Below are 24,429 nucleotides of genomic sequence, written 5' to 3'. Positions count from 1 at the left end.
TGTGGTGGGAGAAATTAGTTGCCGCCGAGGGCGAGCAGCGGGTCAACCCGGGTAACGCCGCGGACTGCCACCGCGGCTCCGCCGAGGCCCAGGAGCAGGATTCCTGCGACCGGCACGAGGGTGGTGGCCGGCGTGACCAGGAACGGGGCAGCTTGTGCCGCAAGAAGCCCGCCCAGCAGTCCTGCCCCGCCGCCGGCGACCGTCCCTGCCGCCAACACCATGCCGGCCTGCGCCAGCGCATCCCGGAGCACATAACCCGGTGAGCCGCCCATCGCCTTGACCACGGCAATGTCCCGGGTCCGCTGAACAGTCCACACCGTCAGGAACGCCACGATCACCAGGGCCGAGATGCCGTACAGGAACGCCTGCATCAGGACCAGCGAGCCGTTCTCGCTTTTGTATGACCCCAGCGCCTGGAACGAACCTTGCCGGCTTGCGCTGACTGTTCCGGCCGCTGCATTGGCGGCCTCGACGTCAACCCGGGCGCCGGCGTCGAACGTCACGGCCAGCACGGTGCCGAGGGAGCCGCTGCCTGCCCGGGCCAATTGCCGCCAGTCATTCAGCGACGTCCAGATAACGCCCGTATGTGAATACCACTCGTCCGGGACGATGTCCGCGACGGCGAGTTCCAGCCCGCCCACTGACAGGAGGCTGCCGGGGCTGAGGCTAAGGTCCGCAGCGAGGGTTTCGCCCACCAGCACAGTTCCGTCCCCTGGAGAATCAGGCAGAACGGGCCGGTCCCCGGACAGTCCGTTGCCGGTTCCAAAGACGGCCACGTTTGCGGTGCCGCCGGGGGCGCCGGCGGGACCGACAGCCTGCGCGCGGGCCTGGCTGATGCCGAGCGCCTCCACGCCCGAAACACCGTCCTGTCCGGACCAGGCGGCAAGCTGGTCCCGGTTGACTTCCGACTCGGTGAAGGATGCCTTGGCCGGAGTGCCGTCGGGGGCGCCGAACACGATCTGGTCGGCACCCAGCGCGGCGATCGCCGACGTCGACTGGTTTCCCAAACCGGCGGTCAGGCCCGAGAGCATCACGAGCAACAGGGTGATCAGGGCGATGACGGCTGCCATCAGGGCAAAGCGTCCTTTGGCAAAGCGGAGATCTCGAATGGCGAGAAACAAGGGGTTCCTTTCGTGGCGGTGTGGACTGCTGGTTCCACTCTTCCGCCGCGTGCGGCAGTGCACATCGGCAGGCCGGTTGGTCGGCAGGGGCCACGTGATGGAGCCGAGTATCAACCGAAAGGTTGATCTCCGGCGGCACTGCCCCGTTTCGCCGGGAAACCCGGGCCCCGGAGGATACGCTGGATTGATGCGAGGCAAGTGTTGATACCTGGTGAATCCAGCGGTTCCGGGATTATCCTGCGGCTGCTGAGGGTCAGCCTCCACGTGGGCTTCGCCGTCCTGCTGCTGGTGGCCACGGCGCGCGTCCTGATGTCCGGCCCGGGGCTTTCCGGCTGGTTGGCCTTCATCCCCGCCCTGCTGCTCGCAGCCGTCTACTTCATCGGCACCGTGCTGGAGAAACGCCACTCCACGGATACGAAGCGATTCGATCCGCACCCTTATGCGGGGTGGTGGCTTGGTGCGGTCTCGGTCCTGTGGCTGGTGCTGATCTGGTTCAGCGCGGACTTCGTCTGGCTGGCCTTCCCGCTCTTCTTCCTGCAGCTGCACGTGCTGCCGAGACGCGTGGCCCTGCCGGTCATTGCGGCATCCACTGTGCTGGTTGTCGTTGCGCTCTGGTTCCACAATCGGGGTGCTGCCGGGCCGGCGCTGGAGATGCCGATGGTGCTGGGGCCGGTTTTCGGAGCAGCCTTCGCCGTGATCACCGGCCTCGCGTACCGGGCGCTGTACCTTGAGGCGGAGAATCAGCGCCTCGCGGCCGAGGAATTGCGCCGGACGCGCGGGGAACTGGCCCGCAGCCAGCACGACGCCGGAACGCTGACCGAGCGGGCACGGCTGGCCCGCGAAATACACGACACCCTGGCCCAGGGCTTCTCCAGCATCGTGCTGATGAGCCGCTCAGCTGAAAAGGCGCTCGACGACGGCGACACGGCCGCGGCGCGCGAGCGGCTCCGGACCGTGCAGGAGACTGCGTCCGCCAACCTCGCCGAGGCGCGGAACTTTGTCCGCGGCCTGCAGTCGCCGGCGCTCGAGCAGATGTCCCTGGTGGGCAGCCTCCGCCGGCTCTGTGAAAAGACGGAGACCGAGGCGGCGGCACGCGGGGCAGGCTTTCGGTGCCGATTCGACCTCGAGGGCACCCCCGTTGAGCTATCCAATCCGTACTCCACCACGCTCCTGCGTGCCGCCCAGGCGAGCCTCGCCAATGTCTGGGTGCACGCGAAGGCACGCAACGCCGTCGTGACCCTGTCCTTTATGGGGACCGAAGTGGCCATGGACATTTACGACGACGGTGTGGGGTTCCGCCCGCCGGCGGCGGCCGGCGGAGATCAGCCACAGCCACGAGACGGTTCCGGGTACGGCCTCCGGTCCCTCCGGGAACGCGTGACGGCCCTGGCCGGAACGCTGGACATCGAATCGGCCCCGGATGAGGGAACGGTGGTGGCCATCCGGCTCCCGCTGGTGGACAGTGCGGCGGCCGGGAAGCCGGCAAGCGGGTTGAGGGCATGAGCGGAATCCGGATCCTTCTGGTGGACGACCACCCCGTGGTCCGCGCCGGCCTCCGGGCCATGCTGGGCGACTTCGAGGGCATCACCGTGGCGGCCGAATCCGGCGACGGTGCCGCCGCACTGGCCCAGCTCGCCAGGTTCCGCGCGCTGGGCGAGCCCGTGGACGTGGTCCTGATGGACCTGCAAATGGGGGCAGGCATGGACGGCGTCACGGCCACGCAGAAAATCAAGGCCGGCGAGGCGGGAACTCCCGCCCCGCCGGTGCTGATCCTGACCACCTACGATTCCGACGCCGACATCCTCGCCGCCGTCGAAGCCGGCGCCAGCGGCTACATGCTCAAGGATGCGCCGCCTGAGCACATCCGCCAGGCCGTCCTTTCCGCCGCAGCAGGCAGGACGGCGCTGGCCCCCGAAGTGGCCGCCCGGCTGATGGGCAGGATCCGGAACCCCGAACCGGCGCTGTCCGCACGGGAAATCCAACTGCTGCAGCTCCTGGCCACCGGACTGACGAACCGCGCCATCGCCAGGCAGCTGTTCATTTCCGAGGCCACCGTCAAGACCCACCTGGTGCATATTTACGGGAAACTCGGCGTGGACAACCGCACGGCGGCGATCTCGGCGGCAACGCAGCGCCGGATCATCCGGCCCGTGTGAGCCGGCATCGCGGCCGGCGCCCTGTAGCCGCCGGGCAGGTGTCTTCCAGCACGGTCCATGTGACAAGAACTTTGTCCGTGCTTGCGGGCATAATGGCGCGATGGGGAACTTTCAGAAACTTTCGCTTGCTCTTGTCGGACTCATTATGGGTGGATCGCTGGTGGCCTGCGATGACGGCCGTGCCGGGGCGCAGGACGCAGCCAAGCAGCTCGCGTCCGCTGTGGCCGCCCTGGACGTCGGCTCCATCGCTTTTGAAGGTACCGACGCCGCGGCAGCAAACGAGCGCCTGAAAGAAGTCTTCCAAGGGCTCGGTCCCGCCAAGCCGGCTGTCGAGGCCGGAGAATTGACGTTTGATAAGGACACCGCCACGGTCCCGCTGAACTACAGCTGGAAGGTCGGCTCCGGCGAGTGGAAGTACACGGCCTCTGCCGAACTGAAGAAATCCGGCGACAAATGGCTGACCGTGTGGAAGCCTGCCCTGCTGGCCCCTGAACTGGCCGACGGCGAAGTCCTCGCCGCAGCCACCCAGTCGCCTCAGCGGGCGGACATCCTGGGAGCTGGCGACGCGAAACTCGTCACCTACCGTCCCGTGGTGGACGTTGGCATAGACAAGCCCAAGCTGGGTGCGGCCGACCCTGCCGCGTCGGCCGCCAAACTTGCCCAGCTGGTAGGAGTGGATCCCGCCGCCTACACTCAGCAGGTCCAGGCGGCCGGCCCCGAGGCCTTCGTCACCGCCATCACCCTGCGCCAGGACGGCCGAACCATTACGGACGAGCAGATCGCCCGGATCCCCGGCGCCCGGTCCATCGCCGGAGTCCTGCCGCTGGCGCCAAGCCGCACCTTCGCGCGCGCCCTCCTGGGCACCGCCGCCGAGGCCAACGCCGAACAGATCGAAAAATCCGGCGGAGCGCTCAAAGCCGGCGACACGACAGGTACCGGCGGGCTTCAGCAGCAGTACGACGCCCAGCTCCGCGGAACGGACGGAATCCAGGTTTTTGCCGAAAAGGCAGGACTGACAGCCGAGGAGAAGCAGGCGTTGCCCAACGAGGGCCGCCGGACCCTGTTCCAGGTCGGGATGGAACCGGGCACCCCGGTGAAAACCACGCTGGACCCCAGGCTGCAACAGCTCGCCGAGGATGTCCTGGCCGATGTTGGCCCGGCGTCCGCCATCGTTGCCCTCCGTCCCTCCAGCGGTGCGGTCCTGGCCGCAGCTTCGGGACCGGGCAGCAACGGGTACAACACCGCCATGCTGGGACAGTACGCTCCGGGTTCAACATTCAAGGTGGTGGATTCACTAGCCATGATCCGCAACGGAATGACCCCGGATTCCAAGGTTGAATGCACACCGACGCTCACGGTGGACGGCCGCACGTTCAAGAACGCCGAGGGCTATCCGGAAGGCTCCCTGGGGTCTGTCACCCTGCGGGACGCGTTTGCGCACTCCTGCAACACCGCCTTCATCGCCGCCCGCGACTCCGTCAGCCAGGCCCAGCTTGAATCCGCGGCCACCTCCCTCGGGGTCGCCGTCGAGGCGCCCGGCCTGGGGGCCGACGCCTTCCTGGGTTCCGTCCCCGGGGAAGCTGCCGGTACCGAGCATGCCGCCTCCATGATCGGGCAGGGCAAAGTACTGCTTTCCCCGCTTGCTGCGGCCGTGATGGCCGGTTCGGTGGCCAAGGGATCCCCGGTGTCTCCCACGCTTGTCCTGAACACGGACGCAGGATCCGGCACGGCAGCCCCCGAGGGCTCCGGAACCCCGACGGCGGCCGGAACGTCGCCGTCGTTGTCCTCCACCGCGCCTGCCCCCGCAAAAGCCGCCGAGAAGCCGGTTACGGCGGCGGAAGCAGCGGCCCTGGCCGACATGATGCGGGCCGTAGTCACCTCGGGCCACGCAGGATTCCTGGCATCCGTGCCGGGGGAACCGGTGGGAGCGAAGACGGGCACCGCCGAATTCGGCAACGAGAATCCGCCCAAGACGCACGCCTGGATCGTGGCCGTGCACGGAGACCTCGCCGTTGCCGTCTTCGTTGAAGAGGGCGGCCTGGGCGCCACAACCTCCGGTCCGTTGCTCAAGGAGTTCCTGACCTCGGCGGGATGACCCGTCCTCCCCTCAAAACTCAGAGGGTGCTGCCGTGGGAAGATTGAAGGCGTGGCTCATATTGACGTTTCCGGCATCGACTACTTCCTCTCCGACGGCACCCAGCTGCTCAACGGGGTGACCTTCAAGGTCCCGGACGGCACCAAGACGGCGTTGATCGGGCCCAACGGAACCGGCAAGACCACCCTGTTCCGGATCATTTCCGGCGACCTTGTGCCGGATGAAGGCGTGATCGGCCGGTCCGGCAACATGGGCATCATGCGCCAGTTCGTGGGCCAGGTCCGCGACGACTCCACCGTCCGCGACCTACTGGTGTCCGCCGCCCCGCCCGCGCTGGCCGCTGCCGCGCGCGCCGTCGACGACGCCGAACTCGCCATGATGGAGCACGACGACGAGCCCACCCAGATGCAGTACGCCCAGGCCATCGTGGACTGGGGGGACGCCGGCGGCTACGACGTCGAGACGGTCTGGGACGAGGTCTGCATGGCCGCGCTGGGACTTCCGTTTGACCGCGCGCAGCACCGCCCGGCGTCGAGCCTCTCCGGCGGCGAGCAAAAAAGGCTGGTGCTGGAGGCGCTGTTCGCCGGTCCCGACGAACTGCTGCTCCTCGATGAGCCGGACAACTACCTCGATGTCCCGGGCAAGCGCTGGCTCGAGGCCAAGCTCAACGAGTCCAAGAAGACCGTGTTCTTCATCAGCCACGACCGGGAACTGCTGAACAACGCAGCGGGCCGCATCGTGACCCTTGAGCCGGGCATCAACGGTGCCGGCGCCTGGATCCACGGCGGTGGCTTCGGCTCCTACGTGGACGCCCGCGCGGACCGTAACGCCCGCTTCGAGGAGCTTCGGAAGCGCTGGGACGAGGAGCACGTGAAGCTCAAGGAACTCGTCAACATGTACAAGAACAAAGCCGCGTTCCGCTCGGACATGGCCAACCGGTACCACGCCGCCCAGACCCGGCTGGCGAAGTTCCTGGAAGCCGGTCCGCCCGAGGCGCTGCCGATCGAGCAGAACGTGCAGATGCGGCTCAAGGGCGGCCGCACCGCCAAGCGCGCCATCGTGGCGGAGAAGCTGGAACTGACCGGGCTGATGAAGCCGTTCTCCACCGAGGTCTGGTTCGGGGACCGCGTCGGTGTGCTGGGCTCCAACGGCTCCGGCAAGAGCCACTTCCTGCGCCTGCTCGCCACGGGCGGAACGGATCCCGAGCGGGAGCACCTGCCGGTGTCCGACGTTGATATCGCCGAAGTGCCGCACGAAGGCACCGTCAAGCTCGGCGCCCGCATCCGTCCAGGCTTCTTCGCCCAGACCCACGTCCGCCCCGACCTGCTCGGCAAGACCCTGCTGGAAATCCTGCACCGCGGCGACGAACACCGCTCCGGCCTTGGCCGCGAGGCAGCCGCGGGCGCCCTGGACGGGTACGGCCTGGCGTCCCAGTCGGAGCAGAAGTACGAATCGCTGTCCGGCGGGCAGCAGGCGCGGTTCCAGATCCTGCTGCTGCAGCTCTCCGGGGCCACCCTGCTGCTCCTCGACGAGCCCACGGACAACCTGGACCTGCACTCGGCCGAGGCCCTGGAACGTGCCATCGACCACTTTGAGGGAACTGTCCTGGCCGTGACGCACGACCGCTGGTTCGCCCGGACCTTCGACCGCTTCCTGGTGTTCGGTTCCGACGGCAAGGTGTACGAATCCGCGGAGCCGGTCTGGGATGAGAAGCGCGTGGAACGCGCCCGCTAGAACGGTGCCGCTAGAACGGTGCCTGAACCGCGCCGCTGAACCGGCGTGTCAGTTGGTCCGGGAAACAGGGGCCAGTTACTCCGGCAGCAGTTCGGAGCGTACCCCGGCTTCCGGGCCGGCGGTCCCTCCCATGGCGGCCACCAGCCGTTCCCGCGCGCGCCCGAGGTGCTCGTCGAGCACCTCTGCCGCGGCGTCCCCCTGGCCGGATTCGATGAGTTCCAGGATTTTCTGGTGTTCGGCCTGGATCAGTGCGGTGTCCAGGAGGCGCAGGGACTGGATGCGGACCATGCACAGCCGCACCTCGCCCACGAGCGAGCGGTACATCCTGCTGATGCGCTCGTTGCCGACGGCGTCGATGAGACTGGTGTGAAACCGCATGTCCGGTTCGACGACGTCGAGCGGGGCACCCGTCTGCACCGCTGCGATGTCGCGGTTGGCCTGCAGGGCCGCCTCCGGGACGTCCCTGGTACGGGCGAGCCTGCGGAGCACTTCGCTTTCCAAATATGCGCGGGCCAGATAGATGTCCCGCACGGAGTCCGGGCCGAGGTCCACTACGCGGGCGGTCTTGTGCGTGCCGCGGTCCAGCAGTCCCTCTGCGACGAGCTTCTCGATCGACGCCTTCGCCGTGGGACGTGCCACCTCGTAGGACGAGGCGACGTCTGTCTCGGTGAGGGTCTGGCCGGAGCCGAGGTCACCGGCATAGATCCGGCTGCGCAGATCTGCGGCGATAGCGTCCACGATCGAGACTGCTGCAATTCGGCCGGCCACCGGAGCTCCATTTCCGCCTAGGGTTTCTTGATTTACCTCCATCTTGCCAGACAAGTCAACAAGTCTCTCTTGACCATCATGTGTACTTGTTAGACAATCGTAGGGCGCCACGGTGTTGTGACGCCTAACACAATCTGGAGACACATGTTTCAGCAGATCCTCGATCCCATTGCCGGGTCCCTAGTCATTTCAGCCCTTTGCGCGGCACTTCCCCTCGTCCTGCTCTTCGTCCTCCTGGGCGTCTTCAAGGTCAAGGCACCCAAGGCGGCCCTCGCCAGCCTCGCCCTCTCCCTCGTGCTGGCCATCGTCGGCTGGCGGATGCCGGTCAACCAGGCCTTGAGCGCCACCGCGGCCGGCATCTTCTACGGACTCTTCCCGATCCTGTGGATCCTGGTCAACGCGCTGTGGATCTACCGGCTCACCGTGGCCACCCCCTGGTTCGAAGTGCTGGGACGGACCATCCGCTCCATCTCGAACGACCTCCGCATCCTTTCAATCCTGATCGCCTTCTGCTTTGGCGCCCTGCTGGAATCCCTGGCCGGCTTCGGCGCGCCGGTGGCCATTTCCGCCGCCATGCTGATGGCCGCCGGCATGAAACCGCTGAAGTCGGCCGTGGTGTCGCTGCTGGCCAACACGGCTCCCGTAGCCTTCGGCGCCATGGCGGCGCCGATCATCGCCCTTAATGGCGTCACCGGCCTGCCGCTGCACGACCTTTCTTCGATGGCCGGACGCCAGACGCCTTTCATTGCGCTCATTGTGCCGTTGCTGCTGGTGTTCATCGTCGACGGACGGCGCGGCGTGAAGCAGACCTGGCCCGTGGCCCTGGTGGCCGGTGTCGCTTTCGGCGCGGCCCAGTTCGTCACCTCCAACTACTTCGCGGTGGAACTCACGGATGTTGTGGCCGCCGTCGTGACAGTGGCCGCCGTGCTGCTGATGCTCAAGGTCTGGCAGCCGAAAGAAACTGTCGGAATGGGAGGCGCCGTGGAGGCCGCACCGGAGGCCGCGCACGCCGCCGCCGCCGTCGGGGCCGTTGCCGGCTCCCGTGATGGCGGTTCCGCAGCCACGCCGGCGACAGGTTCCGGCGCGGAACACCCTGCAGCCGCCTCAGGGCCTTCGGTTCCGACCGACAACTCAAGGCCTGAACCGCGGCAGATCTGGATGGCGATCGCTCCCTACCTGATCATCATCGCTGTGTTCTCGGTGGCGCAGATCCCGTTCGTCAAGACCTGGCTGGGACAAGTGGGAAGCGTGACGTTCGCGTGGCCCGGGCTGGACATCACTGATTCGGCCGGCAAGCCGGTCGCGGCCACCAAATTCAAGCTCGACCACCTCAAGGCGACCGGCACCCTGCTCCTGTTCTCCGGCCTGCTCACCATGGTGCTGTACAAGATCTCTGCCTCAAAGGGCCTGCGGATCTACCGGGAAACCATTGTCCAGCTGCGCTGGACCATCGTCACCGTCACTGCCGTCCTGGGGTTGTCCTTCGTGATGAACCTGTCCGGCCAGACCACCACGCTGGGCTTTGCGCTGGCCTCCGCGGGCGGCTTTTTCGCCGTACTCTCACCACTGATCGGCTGGATCGGCGTGGCCCTGACCGGTTCTGACACCTCCTCCAACTCGCTGTTCGGCCAGATGCAGGCCACGGCCGCGGCGCAGACCGGCCTGTCTCCGGTACTGATGGCCGCGTCCAACTCCTCCGCCGGCGTGATGGGCAAGATGCTGTCACTGCAGAACCTGGCTGTTGCCTCCGCGGCGGTGGGCCTGGACGGCGCCGAGGGAACCCTCTTCCGGAAGCTCCTCGGCTGGAGCCTGGGCCTGCTGGCGTTGATTACTGTGCTGATCTTCCTGCAGTCCACCCCCGTACTGGGCTGGATGGTCCCCTGATGGCACCCTTGGACATGGCTGGCCTCCGCGCGGCGGTGAAGGATCCGGCCCAGGTGAAGACCCGGGCCATTGACCTGCACGCGAACGCCCATGACGCCTCTCATTTCCTGCTGATCCCGCAGGCCGTGGTCACCGCCGGGAGTGCTGCCGATGTGGGCGGACTGCTGCGCGCCAGCGCTGCCCAGGGCGTGCCGCTGACTTTCCGATCCGGCGGCACCAGCCTGAGCGGCCAGGCGGTCACCGACGGCGTGCTGGTGGACGTCCGGCGCAACTTCCGGGACATTGAAGTGCTTGACGACGGCGCCCGGGTCCGCGTCCAGCCCGGCGTCACCGTGCGGGCGCTCAACGCGAGGCTCGCCCGCTACGGCCGGAAGTTCGGCCCGGATCCGGCCAGCGAGGCGGCGTGCACGATCGGCGGCGTGGTGGCCAATAATTCCTCCGGCATGAACTGCGGCACCGTGGACAACACCTACCGCACACTGGAGTCCCTGACCGTGGTGCTGCCCTCCGGCACCGTGATCGACACCGGAGCGCCGGACGCCGACCGGAAACTCCGCGCCCTCGAACCGGAACTCTACGAGGGACTGGCCCGGCTGGCGGAACGGGTCCGGAACAACGCGGACTCCGTCCACAGGATCCGTCAGCAGTTCTCGATGAAGAACACCATGGGCTACGGGCTGAACTCCCTGCTGGACTTCCGGACCCCGGTGGACATCATGGCCCACCTGATCGTCGGCAGTGAAGGCACCCTGGGTTTCGTGGCGGAGGCGGTTTTCCGCACCATCCCGCGGCTCCAGCACGCTGCCGCGGGCCTGCTGGTGTTCCCCGACCTTGAGGCCGCCAATGCGGCCCTACCGGCGCTCGTCGACACGGGAGCCGCAACTATCGAGCTGATGGATGCCCTGTCCCTCAAGGTGGGGCAGACGCTCAAGGGGACTCCCGCCGTCGTGCAGGATCTGGCGGTCCGGGAGCATGCCGGCCTGCTCGTCGAGTATTCCGCCGGCAACGCCGGGGACCTGGCGGAACTCCAGGGCAACGGCGAGGGCATCCTCCCCGGGCTGGGACTTTCTGCTCCCGCCCGGTTCACCGGCGATGCCCGGGAACGCGGGCAGCTCTGGCAGTTGCGCAAGGGCCTCTACGCTTCGGTTGCCGGCGCGCGCCCCCAGGGCACCACCGCGCTGCTGGAAGACATTGTGGTCCCGGTTCCGGTGCTGGGCCGCACCTGCCGGGAACTGATCCGGCTCTTCGACAAGTACAGCTACGGCAACAGCGTGATCTTCGGCCATGCCAAGGACGGCAACGTCCACTTCATGCTCACCGACGGCTTCGCGTCCGCGGCCGAACTGGACCGCTACAGCGCCTTCACCGAAGACATGGTGGAGCTGGTGCTGGCCGAGGGCGGATCGCTCAAGGCCGAGCACGGGACCGGGCGCGTCATGGCCCCGTACGTCCGCCGGCAGTACGGCGATGAGCTCTACGACGTCATGCGCACCATCAAGCAGCTCTTCGACCCTGCCGGGATGCTCAACCCGGGCGTTCTGATGGACGAGGACCCGCTGGCACACCTGCGGCACATCAAGACTGCGCCGCCGGTGGCCGAGGAAGTGGACCGCTGTGTCTCCTGCGGCTACTGCGAGCCGGTTTGCCCCAGCAAGGACATCACCCTGACGCCGCGGCAGCGGATCGTCACGCTGCGCGCCATTGAATCCGCGCGGTTGGCCGGGGACCTAGCACTGGTCAGGGAGCTGGAAGAAGACTACGAATACGAGTCCGTGGACACTTGCGCCGTGGACGGGATGTGCCAGACCGCCTGCCCGGTGGACATCAATACCGGTTCGCTCGTCAAGAAACTGCGGAAGGACGACGCCGGCCCGCTCGCCAACGGCGTCTGGAATGTGGCGGCCAAGCACTGGGAAGGCGTCACCCGCGGTGCTGCCCTGGCGCTGACGGTAGTGGACAAGCTCCCGGCTGCCGCCATCGCACCGCCCAACAAGGCCGCGCGGGCCGTGCTGGGGAAGGACACCGTGCCGCTGTATTCCGCTGAACTGCCGGGCGGCGGTTCCGTACGGAAGCGCCCGACGCCGGCCGGCGAGGTTGACGCGGTCTACTTCCCGGCCTGCGTGGGGACCATGTTCGGACCCGCAGGCGGGGGCCCTGACGGCGAGGGACGCGGAGTGCAGTACAGCTTCGAACAGCTGTGCGCCCGGGCCGGGCTCACGCTCCTGGTCCCGGAAGGCATCGACGGCCTGTGCTGCGGCACCCCCTGGTCCTCCAAGGGCATGGACGCCGGCCGGAAGACCATGCGCGAGAAGACCCTGGCTGCCCTCCGGCTGGCAACCCGGGACGGCGAGCTGCCCATCGTCTGCGACGCATCCTCCTGCACCGAAGGCCTGCGCCAGGCCGTGGAGTCGGACGAACCCGCGGCCGGGCAGCGCGCCCTGCGCATGGTGGACGCCGTGGACTTCGTGGCCGAACGGATCCTTCCCGGCCTGCCCGACCACGGGAAGCTGGAGTCCCTGGCCCTCCACCCCACCTGTTCGTCCACCCGGATGGGGCTTAATGATGCCCTGGGTGCGGTGGCCGGTGCCGTGGCCGACCGGGTTGAGGTCCCCGAAAACTGGGGCTGCTGCGCGTTCGCCGGGGACCGCGGCATGCTGCATCCCGAGCTGACGGCGTCGGCCACCGCGAAACAGGCGGCGGAAGTGGCGGACATGGACACGGCCGCACACGCCTCGTGCAACCGGACGTGCGAACTGGGCATGACCCGGGCCACGGGCGCGCAGTACCGCCATGTGCTGGAGCTGTTGGAGGAAGTCACCCGCTAACCCGGACGCTCGTTAGGGCATCGCCGTCCATACGCTCATTCGTTCTGATTAAATGATCATTTTCGGCTAGCATTTGAACATGAGGACTGAAGAGCGGCACCGGCTGATCGGTGACCTGCTGCGGAGCCGTGAAGAGGTGACCGTCGACGAGCTGATGGCTGAGTGCGGAGCGTCCGGCGCCACTATCCGCCGCGACCTCGATGCCCTCGCGGTCCACGGCGTCCTCCGCCGGGTGCACGGCGGAGCCAAAAGCCTGGTCCTCCGCGGCGAGCTTCCAGGCTACGGGCAACGGGAACTTGAAGGGCAGGACGCCAAGGCCCGGATCGCCGCCGGAGTGGCAGGCCTGCTGCAGGACCGCGAACACGTCTGGCTCGACAGCGGCACCACAGCCACCGGGATCGCCCGCCAGCTGCGGCAACGCGAACTGACGCTGATGCCCATGTCGTTACCAGCCCTCAACGCGTTGACGGCGGAAGGCCAGTCCGGGCATCGGCCTGCCCTGCTGGTGCCGGGCGGAAGCCTGATCCCTGGCGAGCTGTGCTTTCGCGGGCCGCTGGCCGAGGCCAACATCCGCTCCCTCCGCTTTGATACCGCCGTGGTGACGCCCTGCGCCGTGAACCTCAAGGACGGGCTGCTGGCGCACGACCTCGACGACGCCGCCGTCAAGCGAGCCGGCCTGGAATCCGCCAGCCGGGTCATTGCCGCCTGCGCGGGATCCAAATGGAACGCCGCCGCCGTTGCACTGGTGGCTGGTCTGGGCGCCGTGGACGTCATCGTCACCGACAGGTCCTTCAGCCCGCAGGAACTCACACAACTTGGAAAATACTCAGTGAAAGTAGTGAATGTATGAGCATCGCCGTGTCCACACAGAAGCTGAACGCCGCGGCAGCCGCCACGTTCCTGATCTTCGGGATTAACGGCCTGGTGTTTGCCAGCTGGGCCGCCCGCATCCCCGCCGTCACCGAAATCCTGCATGTGACCTCCGGACAGATGGGAACGCTGCTCCTTTGCACGGCCGTGGGATCGCTGATCGCACTCCCCACTGCCGGGTGGGTGGTGGGACGGATCGGAACCGCCAATACGGTCCGGGCCAGCGGACTCCTGGCTGCGGTGGCCGGGGTGGGCATCGCCCTCTCCCTCACGGCCGAGTCAGTGCCCGGGACCGCCGTTGCACTGTTCTTCTTTGGCGTTGGCATCGGCCTGTGGGACGTCTCGCAGAACATCGAAGGGGCCGACGTCGAACACCGGCTTAAGCGCACCATCATGCCGCAGTTCCATGCGGCTTTCAGCGGCGGCGCCTTCGTGGGCGCCCTGATCGGTGCCGGCCTCTCCGGCCTGGGTGTGGGACTGCCTGCCCACCTGCTGGTCATTGCCGCCGTCGTGGCCGTGCTGACCATGGTGGCGCCCCGCTACTTCCTGCCGCACATTGCCGCTGAAGTCCCGTCCAGCGGTGACGCCGCTGCGCCGAAGGGGGCATCCGCGTGGCGGGACAGCCGCACGCTGCTGATCGGGGTGGTGGTCCTCGGCGCCACCCTGACAGAAGGTGCCGGAAACGACTGGATCGCCAAAGCCTCCGTTGACGGCCTGGGGACCAGCGAATCCACCGGAGCGCTCATGTTTGCGGTCTTTGTCCTGGCCATGACGGCCATGCGGTTCTGCGGCGGTTTCGTCATTGACAAGTACGGCCGGGTTGCCGTGCTGCGAGCCAGCATGGGGGCGGCCGCCGCGGGCCTTGGCCTCTTTGTGCTGGCGGGCAATGTGTGGCTCGCCACCGCCGGGGCCGCGCTCTGGGGAATCGGCGCGGCACTGGCCTTCCCGATGGGAATGTCCGCCGCGGCCGACGATCCCAAGAAAGCTGCCGCCCGTGTCTCGGTGGTCTCCACGCTGGGCTACATCTCCTTCCTGGCTGGACCGCCGCTCCTGGGCTACCTCGGCGACCTGACCGGAATCCACCTGGCCCTGCTCGCGATCATGGTGCCCATCCTGGTGGCGCTCCTCCTCGCCGGAGCGGCCAAGCCGCTGCCCGGGGCGCCGCTGCGCAACGAGTAGCCGCGGCCGCAGCCAACCCCGGCATCCGCCGGCGCGGCGGTAGGGTGGGGAAATGCGAAGGATGCTGAGGAAAGGCCCGGGCTTGGTGGCAGGGCTGGACCGGACCCTACTCAAAGCCGTGTCCAACCTGCCCGGCGGAAACCATGATGTCCTGTTCCGCCGGCTCTCTGCGGCTGCGAACCATGGAAAGCTGTGGTTCGCTGTGGCCGGTGGACTGGCCCTCGTTCCCGGCAAGCCCCGGCGCGCGGCACTGCACGGGCTGATTGCCCAGGGGGTCGCATCGGCGGTCACCAATGTGGTGTTCAAAACCCTCCTTCCGCGGGCCAGACCGCTGCCGGAGCATCTTCCCGTGTTCCGGTTCGTCAACCCGCAACCCACCAGTTCGTCGATGCCTTCAGGTCATTCGGCGTCCGCAGCCGCCTTTGCGGTGGGCGTAGGGCTGGTCCAGCCTGCCATTGGCTCCGCGCTGGCGCCGCTGGCCGCCGGCGTTGCATACTCCCGCGTGCATACCGGCGCACACTGGCCCTCGGATGTACTGTTCGGGTCCGCCATAGGAGCGGGCGCGGCCATGATCACCCGCAGGTGGTGGCCCGTCCGGCCGCCCTTCCCGGCGACCACCCGCACCGCCACCCAGGCAGCACCACTGCCCGGCGGCGAGGGGCTCAGCATAGCTGTCAACACATTGGGCGGCTCCTATGCGCCTGAAACCATCAAGGCGTTGCAGGATGTATTCCCCTTAGCGTATATACAGGAGATTGACGAGGACGGTGACGTCGCCGCAGAAATCAGGGCGGCCGCTGCCCGGCCGGGCGTGAAGGCGCTCGGCGTCTGGGGCGGGGACGGAACGGTAGGCACCGCGGCGGCGGTCGCCGTCGATCTTTCCCTCCCGTTGCTTGTGCTGCCCGGCGGCACGCTGAACCACTTCGCCCGTGACGCCGGAACCTCCAGCCTCGAGGATGCCGTGGAGGCGGCGTCCGCCGGCGAGGCGGCCCGGGCGGATGTGGGGCACGTCCGGGTGGAGCGGGGGCTCGCTGGAAGCCCGGAAAGACTGGAACGGACCATGCTCAACACAGCGAGCATCGGCCTCTACCCCAATCTGGTCCGACGCCGGGAACAGCTCCGGCCCGCACTCGGCAAACCGCTCGCCGGAGTCGCGGCCATGTTCCGGACCTTTGCGGCCGGAACGCCCACCACCATGATCGTGAACGGCGTCCGGCACAAGCTGTGGATCCTCTACGTTGGCCGCGGCCGTTACTACCCCCGCGACCATGCCCCGCTGGTGCGCCCGGTGATGGACGACGGCGTCCTGGACTTCCGGATGATCACTGCCGACGAATCCTTCGCACGGATCCGGCTGCTGTGGTCCGTGCTGACGGGCACGGTGGCCACGTCCAAGATCACGCATCTGAGCGAATCCACGAAAGTGACCGTGGAAGCGGCGGAGTCCCCCATGGCGCTGGCCGTGGACGGGGAAGCCCTGCCGGGCGTCCGCCGCGTCGAATTCTCGGTGCTGCCCGGGGCGCTCACCTATTACACCCCGAAGCCGGCGTAGGAGGCCGGCGCAGGCTTCGCGCCCGGCAGCCAGCACAGCCTCGCAGTCATCCCTTGGGACTACCCTGATTCCACCCTGAATCATCCCTGAGACCGGCGAAACGGGAGGCTTGCGTCTGTAGCGTGGGAGGTACGAACGGATCTGCGGCCAGCAGAAGCCGTCACAGCATCCACAGCTACGCAAAGGAACGCTTCCATGATTGAAGCAAGAAGCCTGTCCAAGGTCTACGGTGACAAGACCGCAGTGGGCGGCGTGGATTTCACGGTCCAGGCGGGCCGGGTCACCGGCTTCCTGGGTCCCAACGGAGCCGGCAAATCCACCACGATGAGGATGATCATGGGGCTGGACGCCCCGACGTCGGGCTCGGTCACGGTCAACGGAGTTCCGTTCACCAAGCATGCGGCCCCCCTGCGTGAAGTGGGCGCACTGCTGGACGCCAAAGCCGTCCACACCGGCCGTTCAGCCTACAACCACCTCCTGGCCATGGCCGCCACCCACAGCATTCCCAAGAAGCGCGTCAACGAGGTCATCGAAATGACCGGCCTGGCCGACGTCGCCAAAAAGAAGGTCAAAGGCTTCTCGCTCGGCATGGGCCAGCGGTTGGGCATTGCTGCGGCACTGCTCGGGGATCCCCAGACAGTCATTTTGGATGAGCCGGTCAACGGGCTGGACCCGGAGGGCGTGGTGTGGGTCCGCAACCTGGTGAAGTACCTGGCCTCGGAAGGGCGGACTGTCTTCCTGTCCAGCCACCTTATGAGCGAAATGGCCGTCACGGCGGACCATCTGATCGTCATCGGCCGCGGAAAAATCATCGCGGACGCCCCCATCAAGGACATCATCACCGGAAAAGGCGCGGTCCGCACCCGCGTCCGCACCGATGAACCGGACCAGCTGATGCACCTCCTTGCCGGAACGGGAGTTTCGGTGGAGGCCCAGGACCACGAACTATTGGAGGTCAAGGGCCTGGACCCGCGCCAGATCGCCCGTGCAGCCCTGGACAACCACGTCATGATCTATGAACTCACCCCGCTCCAGGCCAGCCTTGAGGAGGCCTACATGGAGCTGACCAAGGATGAGGTCGAATACCACTCGCTGATCACCACGGGAGCCCCCGTTCCCGCCCGGACCGGAGGCAAATAAGCCATGAGCTCTACAACTTTGGAACCCAACCCCTCCGGCCGCAGGGCTGAGGGCGGCGCATCCCGGGCCGGCGCCCCCTCCGGGCAGTCCGCCCGCCCGGGCACTCCGGCTTCCCCCGGACCCGGTCCCAGTTTCCTGCGGGTGCTGAACTCGGAATTCATCAAGTTCCGCACCCTGCTGTCCACGCTGATCCTGCTCGGCTCCACCATGCTGGTGATGGTGGGCTTTGGTGCCCTGGCGGCGTGGTCCACCGGCCAGTTCCGCGAGCAGATGGCGAACGACCCGGAAGCCGCGGCGCAGATGGCGGCCCAGGGCGGGGATATTGCGGTGAGCGCCCCCACGTCCGGCATCGCTTTTGCCCAGCTGATCCTCGGTTCCCTCGGCGTGCTGCTGATGAGCTCCGAGTTCACCACCGGAATGGCGCGGTCCACGTTCGCGGCAGTGCCGAAGAGGACCCCGGCCTTTGTGGCCAAATTCCTTGTGGTGGTAGCAGTGTCCTTCGTCCTGACCGGCGTTTCGACGCTGCTGGCCGGCCTGGTGTCGGTCCCGATCCTGGACAACTACGGCCTGAGCCTGGACCTGGCCAGCTCCCAGTCCGTCAAGCTCCTGCTCGTCAACAGCCTCTACGTGGCCGCGGTGGCCTCCATCGGCATGTCCTTGGGCAGCATCATCCGGAATTCCGCCGGCGGCATCATGAGCCTGGTGGGCCTGTTCTTCGTGGCTCCCATCGCCTTCCAGCTGATTCCCGGCGACTTCTTCGAGGAGGCGCGCAAGTACCTTCCCGGCAATACCGTGACGCCCCTGACCGCCGTGGAACACGTGGACGGAACCCTGGAGGCGTGGCAGGCAGCCCTGGTGCTTGGCGCGTGGGTGGTCATTCCGGCAGTCCTGGCCATGGTCCTGTTGAAGAAGCGGGACGTTTGAGCGGGGAGGGCGGCCGGACCGCCGTCTAGGCCCAGCACATGCACGCAGAACTCACGGCAAAGGACGCATCAGCCCTCATTCAGGTTGATGCGTCCTTTGCCGAGCTCGCCGACCGTCGCCGCGGCCGGCTCCGCCGCTATCTTTACCGGCGGCCCAGAGTCATGGATGCGGTGGTGGTGCTCTGCTACCTGCTGCTGGTCACGCCCACCGCCGTGGACGCCGTGCTCGACGGCGGGCGGCTGGCTACGGCGCTGCTCGCCGCCGTCGCCGTTTCACTCTTTTTCCGCCGGTCCCGGCCGGTGGCCGTTCTTGCCGCCGTGGCCGTGCTGGAAGTGGGCATCACCCTGCTGCACCCCTGGGGCTCCAATGTTTCCGCGGGCCTGTGGTTTGCCCTCTACGCGCTGGCGGTGCAGCGGTCCCGCCGGTTCTCCATCACGGCGCTGGCATTGGCTAACGCCCCGCTGTCCCTGTTGTACTTCCTGACCCTTGTGGGACCGCTGGAACGCGCCCTTCCCAACGGCGGTCCCGCGGCGCCGGAGAATTCGCAGCTGGTCTTTGGCATCGTTGCAGGGATCACCATCACGCTCTCCAACATCATCGCCACCGGCATCGGAATTTCCGTCCGGCAGCGGCGGGAACACGAAGAGGAAATCGCCGCCTGGGCGGCCCGGACCGCGGCACTGGGCTCAGTCACCGAGCGCAACCGGATCGCCCGGGAGATGCACGACGTCGTGGCCCACTCCCTGACGGTGATGCTCACCTTGTCCGACGGTGCCGCCGTGGTGGTCAGGAAGAGCCCGGAGCGCGCTGCTGAGGTCCTGGCGGAGATTTCCCGGACCGGACGGACGGCCTTGGGGGACATGCGCCGGGTGCTGGGCGTCCTGCGCGAGGAGTCGCCGGCAGGCCAGGCGCCCCGGCAGCCGCTGAGCGCCGGAAACAGCCTGGCCAAGCTCCTTGAGGGCTTCCGCACGGCGGGGTTGCCGCTGCACTATTCGCACACCGGGCCGGCCCTTCCCGAGGATGCAGCCTTCCAGCTGACCGTCTACCGGATCGTGCAGGAATCGCTCACCAATGTCCTCCGGTACGGCCGGGCGCTGAGCCGGGTGGAAGTGAGCATGGTCCGCGCTGGCGGCGCGGTCACCATTGAAGTGTTCGACGACGGCAAGGGCACCCTGGGCCACCGGGCGGTAGTCCTGGGCGGACCGGGGGCAGCGGCTGGCGGTGCCGGGCCGATGGGTTCCGGCCAGGGCCTGAACGGCATGCGCGAGCGTGCCGGCATTTACGGCGGTACGGTGGAAGCCGGACGCCCCGCAGGCGGCGGATGGCGCGTCCGGGCAGTTCTGAATTGGAATGGGGACCAAGGAAAAACATGAATGGCAGTGCACCGATCAAAGTCTTGCTGGTGGATGACCAGCCGCTGCTGAGGATGGGCTTCCGCCTGATCCTTGAGGGCGAGGATGACCTTCGGATCGTGGGCGAAGCATCTGACGGGGCGGAAGCAATCCGGCAGGTCAGGGAAGCGGACCCCGACGTGGTGCTGATGGATGTCCGGATGCCGGTGCTGGACGGCATCGAGGCTACCCGTGCAGTGACCTCTTCGGGCTCCAATGCGAAGGTGATCATCCTGACCACCTTTGATCTCGACGAATACGCCTTTGCCGGGCTGCAAGCGGGCGCTTCGGCATTTCTGCTCAAGGACGTGGCGCCGGCCGAACTGGTGAGGGCCGTGCGCGTGGTGGCAAGCGGCGATGCCGTGGTGGCGCCCCGCGTCACGCGGCGCCTGCTGGAAGCCTATGTCCGCGAGGGGCACCCCTCGGCCGTCCACGGACAACAAGCGGGCGCTTCCGCTCCGTCAGCCGGCCGGGCCCGGCATTCGCCTGGCGAAGAGCTGCAGAGGGATCCCCTGCTGGACGCCCTGACACCACGCGAAACGGAGATGCTGGAGGTCATGGCGGAGGGTCTTTCCAACGCCGAGATCGCCCACAGGTTCTTCCTCTCGGAAGCTACGGTAAAAACGCACGTGCGCCGGATCCTTGCCAAACTGCATCTCCGGGACAGGGTGCAGGCGGTGGTCTACGCCTATGAAACAGGGCTGGTAGTGCCCGGCAATCCGGACTACTAGCTACCCGGAAGTAGATTTCGAGCACATTTCAAAGTTGTCCTGAAGGTCACCGCTGTTGCCTATTGATGCGCTTCATTGTGTGAAGCTCCCTATGCCGGAACGTCAAAATGTTCGACTGCACATGATCCGAGCGGTGGCATCCGGTCTAGGGTGAAAAAGAAATGTGGCCTGAAACACGGTGATCCGTGTATCCCGGGGCCCATACCCTCAACGAAGGACGGCGCTTCCATGCACGCTGACCAACAGCTTTCCAAGTCCCTGAAACCAAGGCACCTTTCCATGATCGCCATCGCCGGCGTCATTGGCGCCGGACTCTTTGTGGGTTCCGGTGCTGCCATCCAGCAGGCCGGTCCCGGCATCCTGCTCGCCTACACGGCCGCAGGAATTGTGGTGATCCTGGTGATGCGGATGCTCGGTGAAATGGCCGCCGCCAACCCCGAAACCGGATCGTTCTCCACATACGCGGACAAGGCGCTGGGCCGGTGGGCCGGATTCAGTATCGGCTGGCTCTATGCCTGGTTCTGGATCATCGTCCTTGGGATCGAAGCCACGGCCGGAGCGGCCATCATGCACCGCTGGGTTCCGGGCATCGACCAGTGGGTGTGGGCCCTGATCCTCATGGTGCTCCTGACGCTTACCAACCTGGGCTCGGTGAAATCGTACGGCGAATTCGAGTTCTGGTTCGCCTCCATCAAGGTGGCCGCCATTGTGCTGTTCCTGCTCTTCGGCGTGGCTGCCATCCTGGGCCTGATTCCCGGAGTTCCGGCGCCCGGGCTGGACAACCTCGTCAACAACGGCGGATTCCTGCCCAACGGACCCGGGGCAGTCCTCGCCGGCATCCTGGTGGTCGTCTTCTCTTTCTTCGGCGCTGAAATCGCCACCATCGCGGCCGGCGAATCCGAGAACCCTGTGGACGCCGTCAAGAAGGCCGTCAAGTCCACCGTCTGGCGCATCCTGGTGTTCTACATCGGCTCCATCGCCATCGTGGTCACCCTGCTGCCGTGGAACTCGGCGTCCGTGGCCAAAAGCCCGTATGTCGCAGTGATCGAACTGTTCGGCATCCCCGGCGCCGGCACCATCATGGACATTGTGGTGCTGACTTCGGTGCTGTCCTGCCTGAACTCCGGCCTCTACACCGCCAGCCGCATGCTGTTTTCCCTCGCACGCCGCGGAGACGCACCCCGCGCCTGGACACGGATCTCCGGCCGCGGCGTGCCGGCCTCTGCCGTGCTGGCCTCAACGGTGGTCGGGTTCATCACTGTGGGCCTGAACTACATCGCCCCGGACACCGTGTTCCTGTTCCTCGTCAACACCTCGGGTGCGATTGCGCTGTTCGTCTGGCTGGTTATTGCCACGTCCCAGCTCGTCCTCCGCCAGCGGATGGGTGCCGCCGCCAAGGACCTGGCACTGAAGATGTGGCTCTTCCCGTACCTGACCTGGGTGGCCATTGTCAGCATCGTCGCGCTGCTCATCGGCATGGTGATTCTTGAATCCACCCGGGAGTCGTTGCTGCTCTCGCTGGCCCTGGCCGCTGTGGTGGTGGGCGTAGGCGTATGGCGTTACCGCAAGGGCCTCGGGGCCACTGGCACTGTTGCGGAAGAAACCGCGCCGGAAGAAGCCGGCGTGAGTGCCGGCCCGGCGTCGTAATTCACAGGCGCTAGCCCGGAAAGGGGCCGGCGCAGCACGGGCGGGCACCGCCCGCCCGGAAACGGAGTCCGGCCACCTTCAGTCCAGGTGGCCGGACTCCGTTCTGTTTGGATCCGAAGCGTCGCCCGGGGCGGCGCTGCCCGGCTGCCCGGCGTCGAAGAAACGATGATCCCCGCTTGGAGCCGATGAACTGTGAACCCGGGAGCGGATGAAGCTGACGTCTGCCGCACTGAGCTGGATAGCACCGTGCTGGTCGCGGACCACGGGCTCATCGGCAACCCGGGCGACGATGGTCGAAATTGTCCTGGGCAGCACGACGCACCCCGGATTCTCCATGAGCCACCGGCGGGTGGCGGGATCAAGCCGGTGCCACTGCGATTTCAGTTCCATGCGGGGAGCCGTTCCATGTTTTGTGTTGCCTCTTTCCCGCTTGCGCGGCTGGTGGTTGGTGGAGCCGCAGTCAGTCGCGGCTGATGGGAAGCCGTTTCTCGGCAGCATCGGTTCCAGGTGCCGCGGGAAGGGGGGTCCTGACTTCCAGGACCCCGTTCCGGAAGGACACCTTGATGTCCTTGTCCGTCACGCCCTCCGGCAACGGCAGGTTGCGGGTGAAGCGGCGGTACCGCAAGGCAGAATGGAAGCGGTCCCTGTCGGAGTGGCCGCCGGCGTCATCGCGGCCGGCGCGGATATGCAGTACTCCGCCGGCCACGGAAACCTCGATGTCCTTGTCCGGATCGGCCCCGGGCAGCTGTGCCCGGACCACGAGGGTCTCCTCGTCGACGTACTCGTCGACGCCGACTTCCTCGACGCCGAAGGGGGTCGGTGCATTCACGGGTTCGAAGGGGCGCTCCATCGCGCCGAAGGACGGTGACGGCTTGCTGCCGGGCCCCTCCTGGGCAGACGGCCACCGGGCCGATTCGAACGGGAACCATTTCAACGCACCGGACATAGCACTCTCCTGATTGTTCTCCTGGCAAGCCGGCCGCCACTGGCGGCCCGGACCCAAACCCCAGTAGATACCCGTGCCCCGACCGGACAACAGGGCCCAAAGTCCCCGGATGATCCGGGCTTGAACCCGGTCCGGGGAGTGTGGCTCTGAGGTACGGGATTTTCTCCAAGCAGAGGACTTTCGCCCCTTACCCTGGCGAAGGCATGCGGGCACCATGGAGAGGAATCCCCACGCCCCCCTTGGAAGGAAACCATGGCCGGACAATTTGAACTTTTCGTGGACGAGACAGCCGAGGTGCGGTTCAGGATGATCGGCCCCGACGGTACGGTCCTGGCCGTTTCCCGGCCGTTCCCGGACACCGCGGCGGCCGCCGCAGGTATTGAGGCAATGCGGGAATGCGCCGGAACAGGCCTGATCAGCAACCTCTGCCCCAGCAGGCACGAGCCGTTGAAGGCACGCACCATGAAAACCCCCGCGCCCTCGGCAGTCGCACAGCGGGCGCACAGGAAAGGCCTATGCGCGGCATAGCCCGTCGGCGTTTGATGGGTCAATGACAACGCCACCTCCCCACGAACCCCACCCCAACCACGACCGCGGCCTGGAGTTTGACCTCTCCACCCTGATGAGCCGGCGTTCGCTGGGCATCTTCTTCGGTGCCGGCACCGCGGCCGCCGCCCTTGCAGCCTGTACTCCCGGCGGGTCCGTTTCCGGCGCCGCGAGTTCAACGGCGGCCTCCAGTAGTTCCGCAACCACGACGGCGGCGCCCTCCGCTACGGCGTCTGCCACGCCCTCAGCGTCTCCCACGCTGACCCGGGCCATCGCGGAATGCGGCGTCGAAATTCCGCAGGAAACGGCAGGGCCCTATCCCGGGGACGGTTCCAACGGGCCGAACGTCCTGGAGGCGTCCGGTGTGGTCCGGCAGGACATCACGGCCAGTTTCGGGACCTCCGCCACCAAGGCGGAGGGCATCCCCCTGACCGTCACCCTGACTCTCCTGGACAACGCCAACGGCTGCAGGCCCCTCGCCGGAGCCGCCGTGTACGCCTGGCACTGCGACCGGGACGGCAAGTACTCGATGTACGACGCCGGACTTGAAAATGAGAACTTCCTCCGCGGGGTGCAGGAAGCGGATGCCAACGGGCAGGTCTCCTTCACCACCATCTACCCGGGGGCATACAACGGCCGCTGGCCGCACATCCACTTCGAAGTCTTCGAGTCCATGGGCAACGCCACCGCGGCCGGCCAGGTGCTGGCGGTCTCCCAGATCGCCATGACCGAGGCAGCCTGCAACGAGGTCTACGCCACGGCGGGCTACGAGACCAGTGCCCGGAACTTTCCAAACACCACGCTCACCTCCGACAACGTCTTTGGCGACGACGGCGGCATCCACCAGCTGGCCACCATGTCGGGTTCGGTTGCCGGCGGCTATGCCGCCGGACTCAACGTCACTGTCTAGGCACGGTCTC

20 protein-coding genes are annotated in these 24,429 nt (G+C 67.0%); 16 read left to right on the top strand and 4 right to left on the bottom strand.

Annotated features, from left to right (window positions below):
• Window positions 1–14: 14 nt before the first annotated feature.
• Window positions 15–1,121, bottom strand: coding sequence for an FtsX-like permease family protein (locus TV39_RS06325; RefSeq protein ID WP_043479758.1), 1,107 nt, complete (start codon window positions 1,119–1,121; stop codon window positions 15–17).
• Window positions 1,122–1,322: 201 nt separating this feature from the next.
• Here TV39_RS06325 and TV39_RS06320 point away from each other — a divergent pair, with 201 nt between their 5' ends.
• The 4 genes from TV39_RS06320 to TV39_RS06305 all read left to right on the top strand — a co-directional run bounded on the left by TV39_RS06320 (window position 1,323) and on the right by TV39_RS06305 (window position 7,106).
• Window positions 1,323–2,624 (top strand): sensor histidine kinase, encoded by a 1,302-nt coding sequence (locus TV39_RS06320; protein WP_052500515.1) that lies wholly within the window; start codon window positions 1,323–1,325, stop codon window positions 2,622–2,624.
• A complete protein-coding gene (locus TV39_RS06315) occupies window positions 2,621–3,277 on the top strand; it encodes a response regulator (RefSeq protein WP_043479754.1) in 657 nt (218 codons plus the stop codon). Before TV39_RS06320 ends, TV39_RS06315 begins: the two co-directional genes overlap by 4 nt.
• Before the next feature lie 100 nt (window positions 3,278–3,377).
• Window positions 3,378–5,372: a penicillin-binding transpeptidase domain-containing protein gene (locus TV39_RS06310; RefSeq protein ID WP_043479753.1), complete on the top strand. Its 1,995-nt coding sequence runs from the start codon at window positions 3,378–3,380 to the stop codon at window positions 5,370–5,372.
• Window positions 5,373–5,423: 51 nt separating this feature from the next.
• Entirely contained in the window at window positions 5,424–7,106 is a 1,683-nt protein-coding gene (locus tag TV39_RS06305) for an ABC-F family ATP-binding cassette domain-containing protein (RefSeq protein ID WP_043479751.1), read from the top strand.
• Window positions 7,107–7,181: 75 nt separating this feature from the next.
• On the opposite strand, the gene TV39_RS06300 is transcribed toward TV39_RS06305, so the two are convergent.
• Window positions 7,182–7,874 carry a GntR family transcriptional regulator gene (locus TV39_RS06300; protein ID WP_043479750.1) on the bottom strand — a complete coding sequence of 231 codons (693 nt, stop codon included), beginning with the start codon at window positions 7,872–7,874 and terminating at the stop codon, window positions 7,182–7,184.
• 144 nt (window positions 7,875–8,018) lie between these two features.
• Here TV39_RS06300 and TV39_RS06295 point away from each other — a divergent pair, with 144 nt between their 5' ends.
• From TV39_RS06295 to TV39_RS06250, 10 genes are all read left to right on the top strand, one after another.
• Window positions 8,019–9,758 (top strand): L-lactate permease, encoded by a 1,740-nt coding sequence (locus TV39_RS06295; RefSeq protein ID WP_043479749.1) that lies wholly within the window; start codon window positions 8,019–8,021, stop codon window positions 9,756–9,758.
• Entirely contained in the window at window positions 9,758–12,583 is a 2,826-nt protein-coding gene (locus TV39_RS06290; RefSeq protein WP_043479748.1) for an FAD-binding and (Fe-S)-binding domain-containing protein, read from the top strand. The genes TV39_RS06295 and TV39_RS06290 overlap by 1 nt, the downstream gene beginning before the upstream one ends.
• 79 nt (window positions 12,584–12,662) lie before the next feature.
• The gene (locus TV39_RS06285; protein WP_043479746.1) at window positions 12,663–13,433 is read left to right on the top strand and encodes a DeoR/GlpR family DNA-binding transcription regulator; all 771 of its coding nucleotides are present in this window, start codon (window positions 12,663–12,665) and stop codon (window positions 13,431–13,433) included.
• The gene (locus tag TV39_RS06280; RefSeq protein ID WP_043479744.1) at window positions 13,430–14,632 is read left to right on the top strand and encodes an MFS transporter; all 1,203 of its coding nucleotides are present in this window, start codon (window positions 13,430–13,432) and stop codon (window positions 14,630–14,632) included. The genes TV39_RS06285 and TV39_RS06280 overlap by 4 nt, the downstream gene beginning before the upstream one ends.
• A gap of 52 nt (window positions 14,633–14,684) precedes the next feature.
• Window positions 14,685–16,184: a bifunctional phosphatase PAP2/diacylglycerol kinase family protein gene (locus TV39_RS06275; protein WP_043479742.1), complete on the top strand. Its 1,500-nt coding sequence runs from the start codon at window positions 14,685–14,687 to the stop codon at window positions 16,182–16,184.
• Window positions 16,185–16,379: 195 nt separating this feature from the next.
• Window positions 16,380–17,324, top strand: a complete 945-nt coding sequence (locus TV39_RS06270; RefSeq protein WP_043479741.1) for an ABC transporter ATP-binding protein — start codon at window positions 16,380–16,382, stop codon at window positions 17,322–17,324.
• A gap of 3 nt (window positions 17,325–17,327) precedes the next feature.
• A complete protein-coding gene (locus tag TV39_RS06265) occupies window positions 17,328–18,248 on the top strand; it encodes an ABC transporter permease (RefSeq protein ID WP_043479739.1) in 921 nt (306 codons plus the stop codon).
• A gap of 38 nt (window positions 18,249–18,286) precedes the next feature.
• Window positions 18,287–19,621 (top strand): sensor histidine kinase, encoded by a 1,335-nt coding sequence (locus tag TV39_RS06260; RefSeq protein WP_043479734.1) that lies wholly within the window; start codon window positions 18,287–18,289, stop codon window positions 19,619–19,621.
• Entirely contained in the window at window positions 19,618–20,370 is a 753-nt protein-coding gene (locus TV39_RS06255) for a response regulator (RefSeq protein ID WP_043479732.1), read from the top strand. The genes TV39_RS06260 and TV39_RS06255 overlap by 4 nt, the downstream gene beginning before the upstream one ends.
• A 228-nt stretch (window positions 20,371–20,598) precedes the next feature.
• Window positions 20,599–22,017: an amino acid permease gene (locus tag TV39_RS06250; RefSeq protein ID WP_043479731.1), complete on the top strand. Its 1,419-nt coding sequence runs from the start codon at window positions 20,599–20,601 to the stop codon at window positions 22,015–22,017.
• Between the two features lie 78 nt (window positions 22,018–22,095).
• Here TV39_RS06250 and TV39_RS06245 read toward each other — a convergent pair whose 3' ends face one another.
• Together TV39_RS06245 and TV39_RS06240 are read right to left on the bottom strand one after the other, a co-directional pair.
• Complete coding sequence (locus TV39_RS06245; protein ID WP_043479729.1) at window positions 22,096–22,407, bottom strand: hypothetical protein; 312 nt, start codon at window positions 22,405–22,407, stop codon at window positions 22,096–22,098.
• Window positions 22,408–22,477: 70 nt separating this feature from the next.
• Window positions 22,478–22,963: an Hsp20/alpha crystallin family protein gene (locus TV39_RS06240; RefSeq protein WP_052500511.1), complete on the bottom strand. Its 486-nt coding sequence runs from the start codon at window positions 22,961–22,963 to the stop codon at window positions 22,478–22,480.
• Between the two features lie 252 nt (window positions 22,964–23,215).
• On the opposite strand from TV39_RS06240, the gene TV39_RS06235 reads away from it, so the two are divergent.
• On the top strand, window positions 23,216–23,491 hold the full coding sequence (locus tag TV39_RS06235; protein WP_043479728.1) for a YegP family protein: 276 nt from the start codon (window positions 23,216–23,218) through the stop codon (window positions 23,489–23,491).
• Between the two features lie 22 nt (window positions 23,492–23,513).
• On the top strand, window positions 23,514–24,419 hold the full coding sequence (locus TV39_RS06230) for an intradiol ring-cleavage dioxygenase (protein WP_043479726.1): 906 nt from the start codon (window positions 23,514–23,516) through the stop codon (window positions 24,417–24,419).
• The last annotated feature ends 10 nt before the right edge of the window (window positions 24,420–24,429 follow it).

The organism is Arthrobacter sp. SPG23 (genome assembly GCF_000876655.1).
Lineage (GTDB): Bacteria > Actinomycetota > Actinomycetes > Actinomycetales > Micrococcaceae > Arthrobacter.
This window is presented reverse-complemented; position numbering and strand designations above follow the sequence as displayed.

Bases quoted from the DNA above. Each gene is read 5' to 3' on its own strand.
- TV39_RS06285 (WP_043479746.1), top strand. From the start codon at position 12,663: ATGAGGACTGAAGAGCGGCACCGGCTGATCGGTGACCTGCTGCGGAGC.
- TV39_RS06310 (WP_043479753.1), top strand. From the start codon at position 3,378: ATGGGGAACTTTCAGAAACTTTCGCTTGCTCTTGTCGGACTCATTATG.
- TV39_RS06280 (WP_043479744.1), top strand. From the start codon at position 13,430: ATGAGCATCGCCGTGTCCACACAGAAGCTGAACGCCGCGGCAGCCGCC.
- TV39_RS06250 (WP_043479731.1), top strand. From the start codon at position 20,599: ATGCACGCTGACCAACAGCTTTCCAAGTCCCTGAAACCAAGGCACCTT.
- TV39_RS06240 (WP_052500511.1), bottom strand. From the start codon at position 22,963: ATGTCCGGTGCGTTGAAATGGTTCCCGTTCGAATCGGCCCGGTGGCCG.
- TV39_RS06235 (WP_043479728.1), top strand. From the start codon at position 23,216: ATGGCCGGACAATTTGAACTTTTCGTGGACGAGACAGCCGAGGTGCGG.
- TV39_RS06260 (WP_043479734.1), top strand. From the start codon at position 18,287: ATGCACGCAGAACTCACGGCAAAGGACGCATCAGCCCTCATTCAGGTT.
- TV39_RS06290 (WP_043479748.1), top strand. From the start codon at position 9,758: ATGGCACCCTTGGACATGGCTGGCCTCCGCGCGGCGGTGAAGGATCCG.
- TV39_RS06295 (WP_043479749.1), top strand. From the start codon at position 8,019: ATGTTTCAGCAGATCCTCGATCCCATTGCCGGGTCCCTAGTCATTTCA.
- TV39_RS06245 (WP_043479729.1), bottom strand. From the start codon at position 22,407: ATGGAACTGAAATCGCAGTGGCACCGGCTTGATCCCGCCACCCGCCGG.
- TV39_RS06315 (WP_043479754.1), top strand. From the start codon at position 2,621: ATGAGCGGAATCCGGATCCTTCTGGTGGACGACCACCCCGTGGTCCGC.
- TV39_RS06230 (WP_043479726.1), top strand. From the start codon at position 23,514: ATGACAACGCCACCTCCCCACGAACCCCACCCCAACCACGACCGCGGC.
- TV39_RS06270 (WP_043479741.1), top strand. From the start codon at position 16,380: ATGATTGAAGCAAGAAGCCTGTCCAAGGTCTACGGTGACAAGACCGCA.
- TV39_RS06265 (WP_043479739.1), top strand. From the start codon at position 17,328: ATGAGCTCTACAACTTTGGAACCCAACCCCTCCGGCCGCAGGGCTGAG.
- TV39_RS06255 (WP_043479732.1), top strand. From the start codon at position 19,618: ATGAATGGCAGTGCACCGATCAAAGTCTTGCTGGTGGATGACCAGCCG.
- TV39_RS06275 (WP_043479742.1), top strand. From the start codon at position 14,685: ATGCGAAGGATGCTGAGGAAAGGCCCGGGCTTGGTGGCAGGGCTGGAC.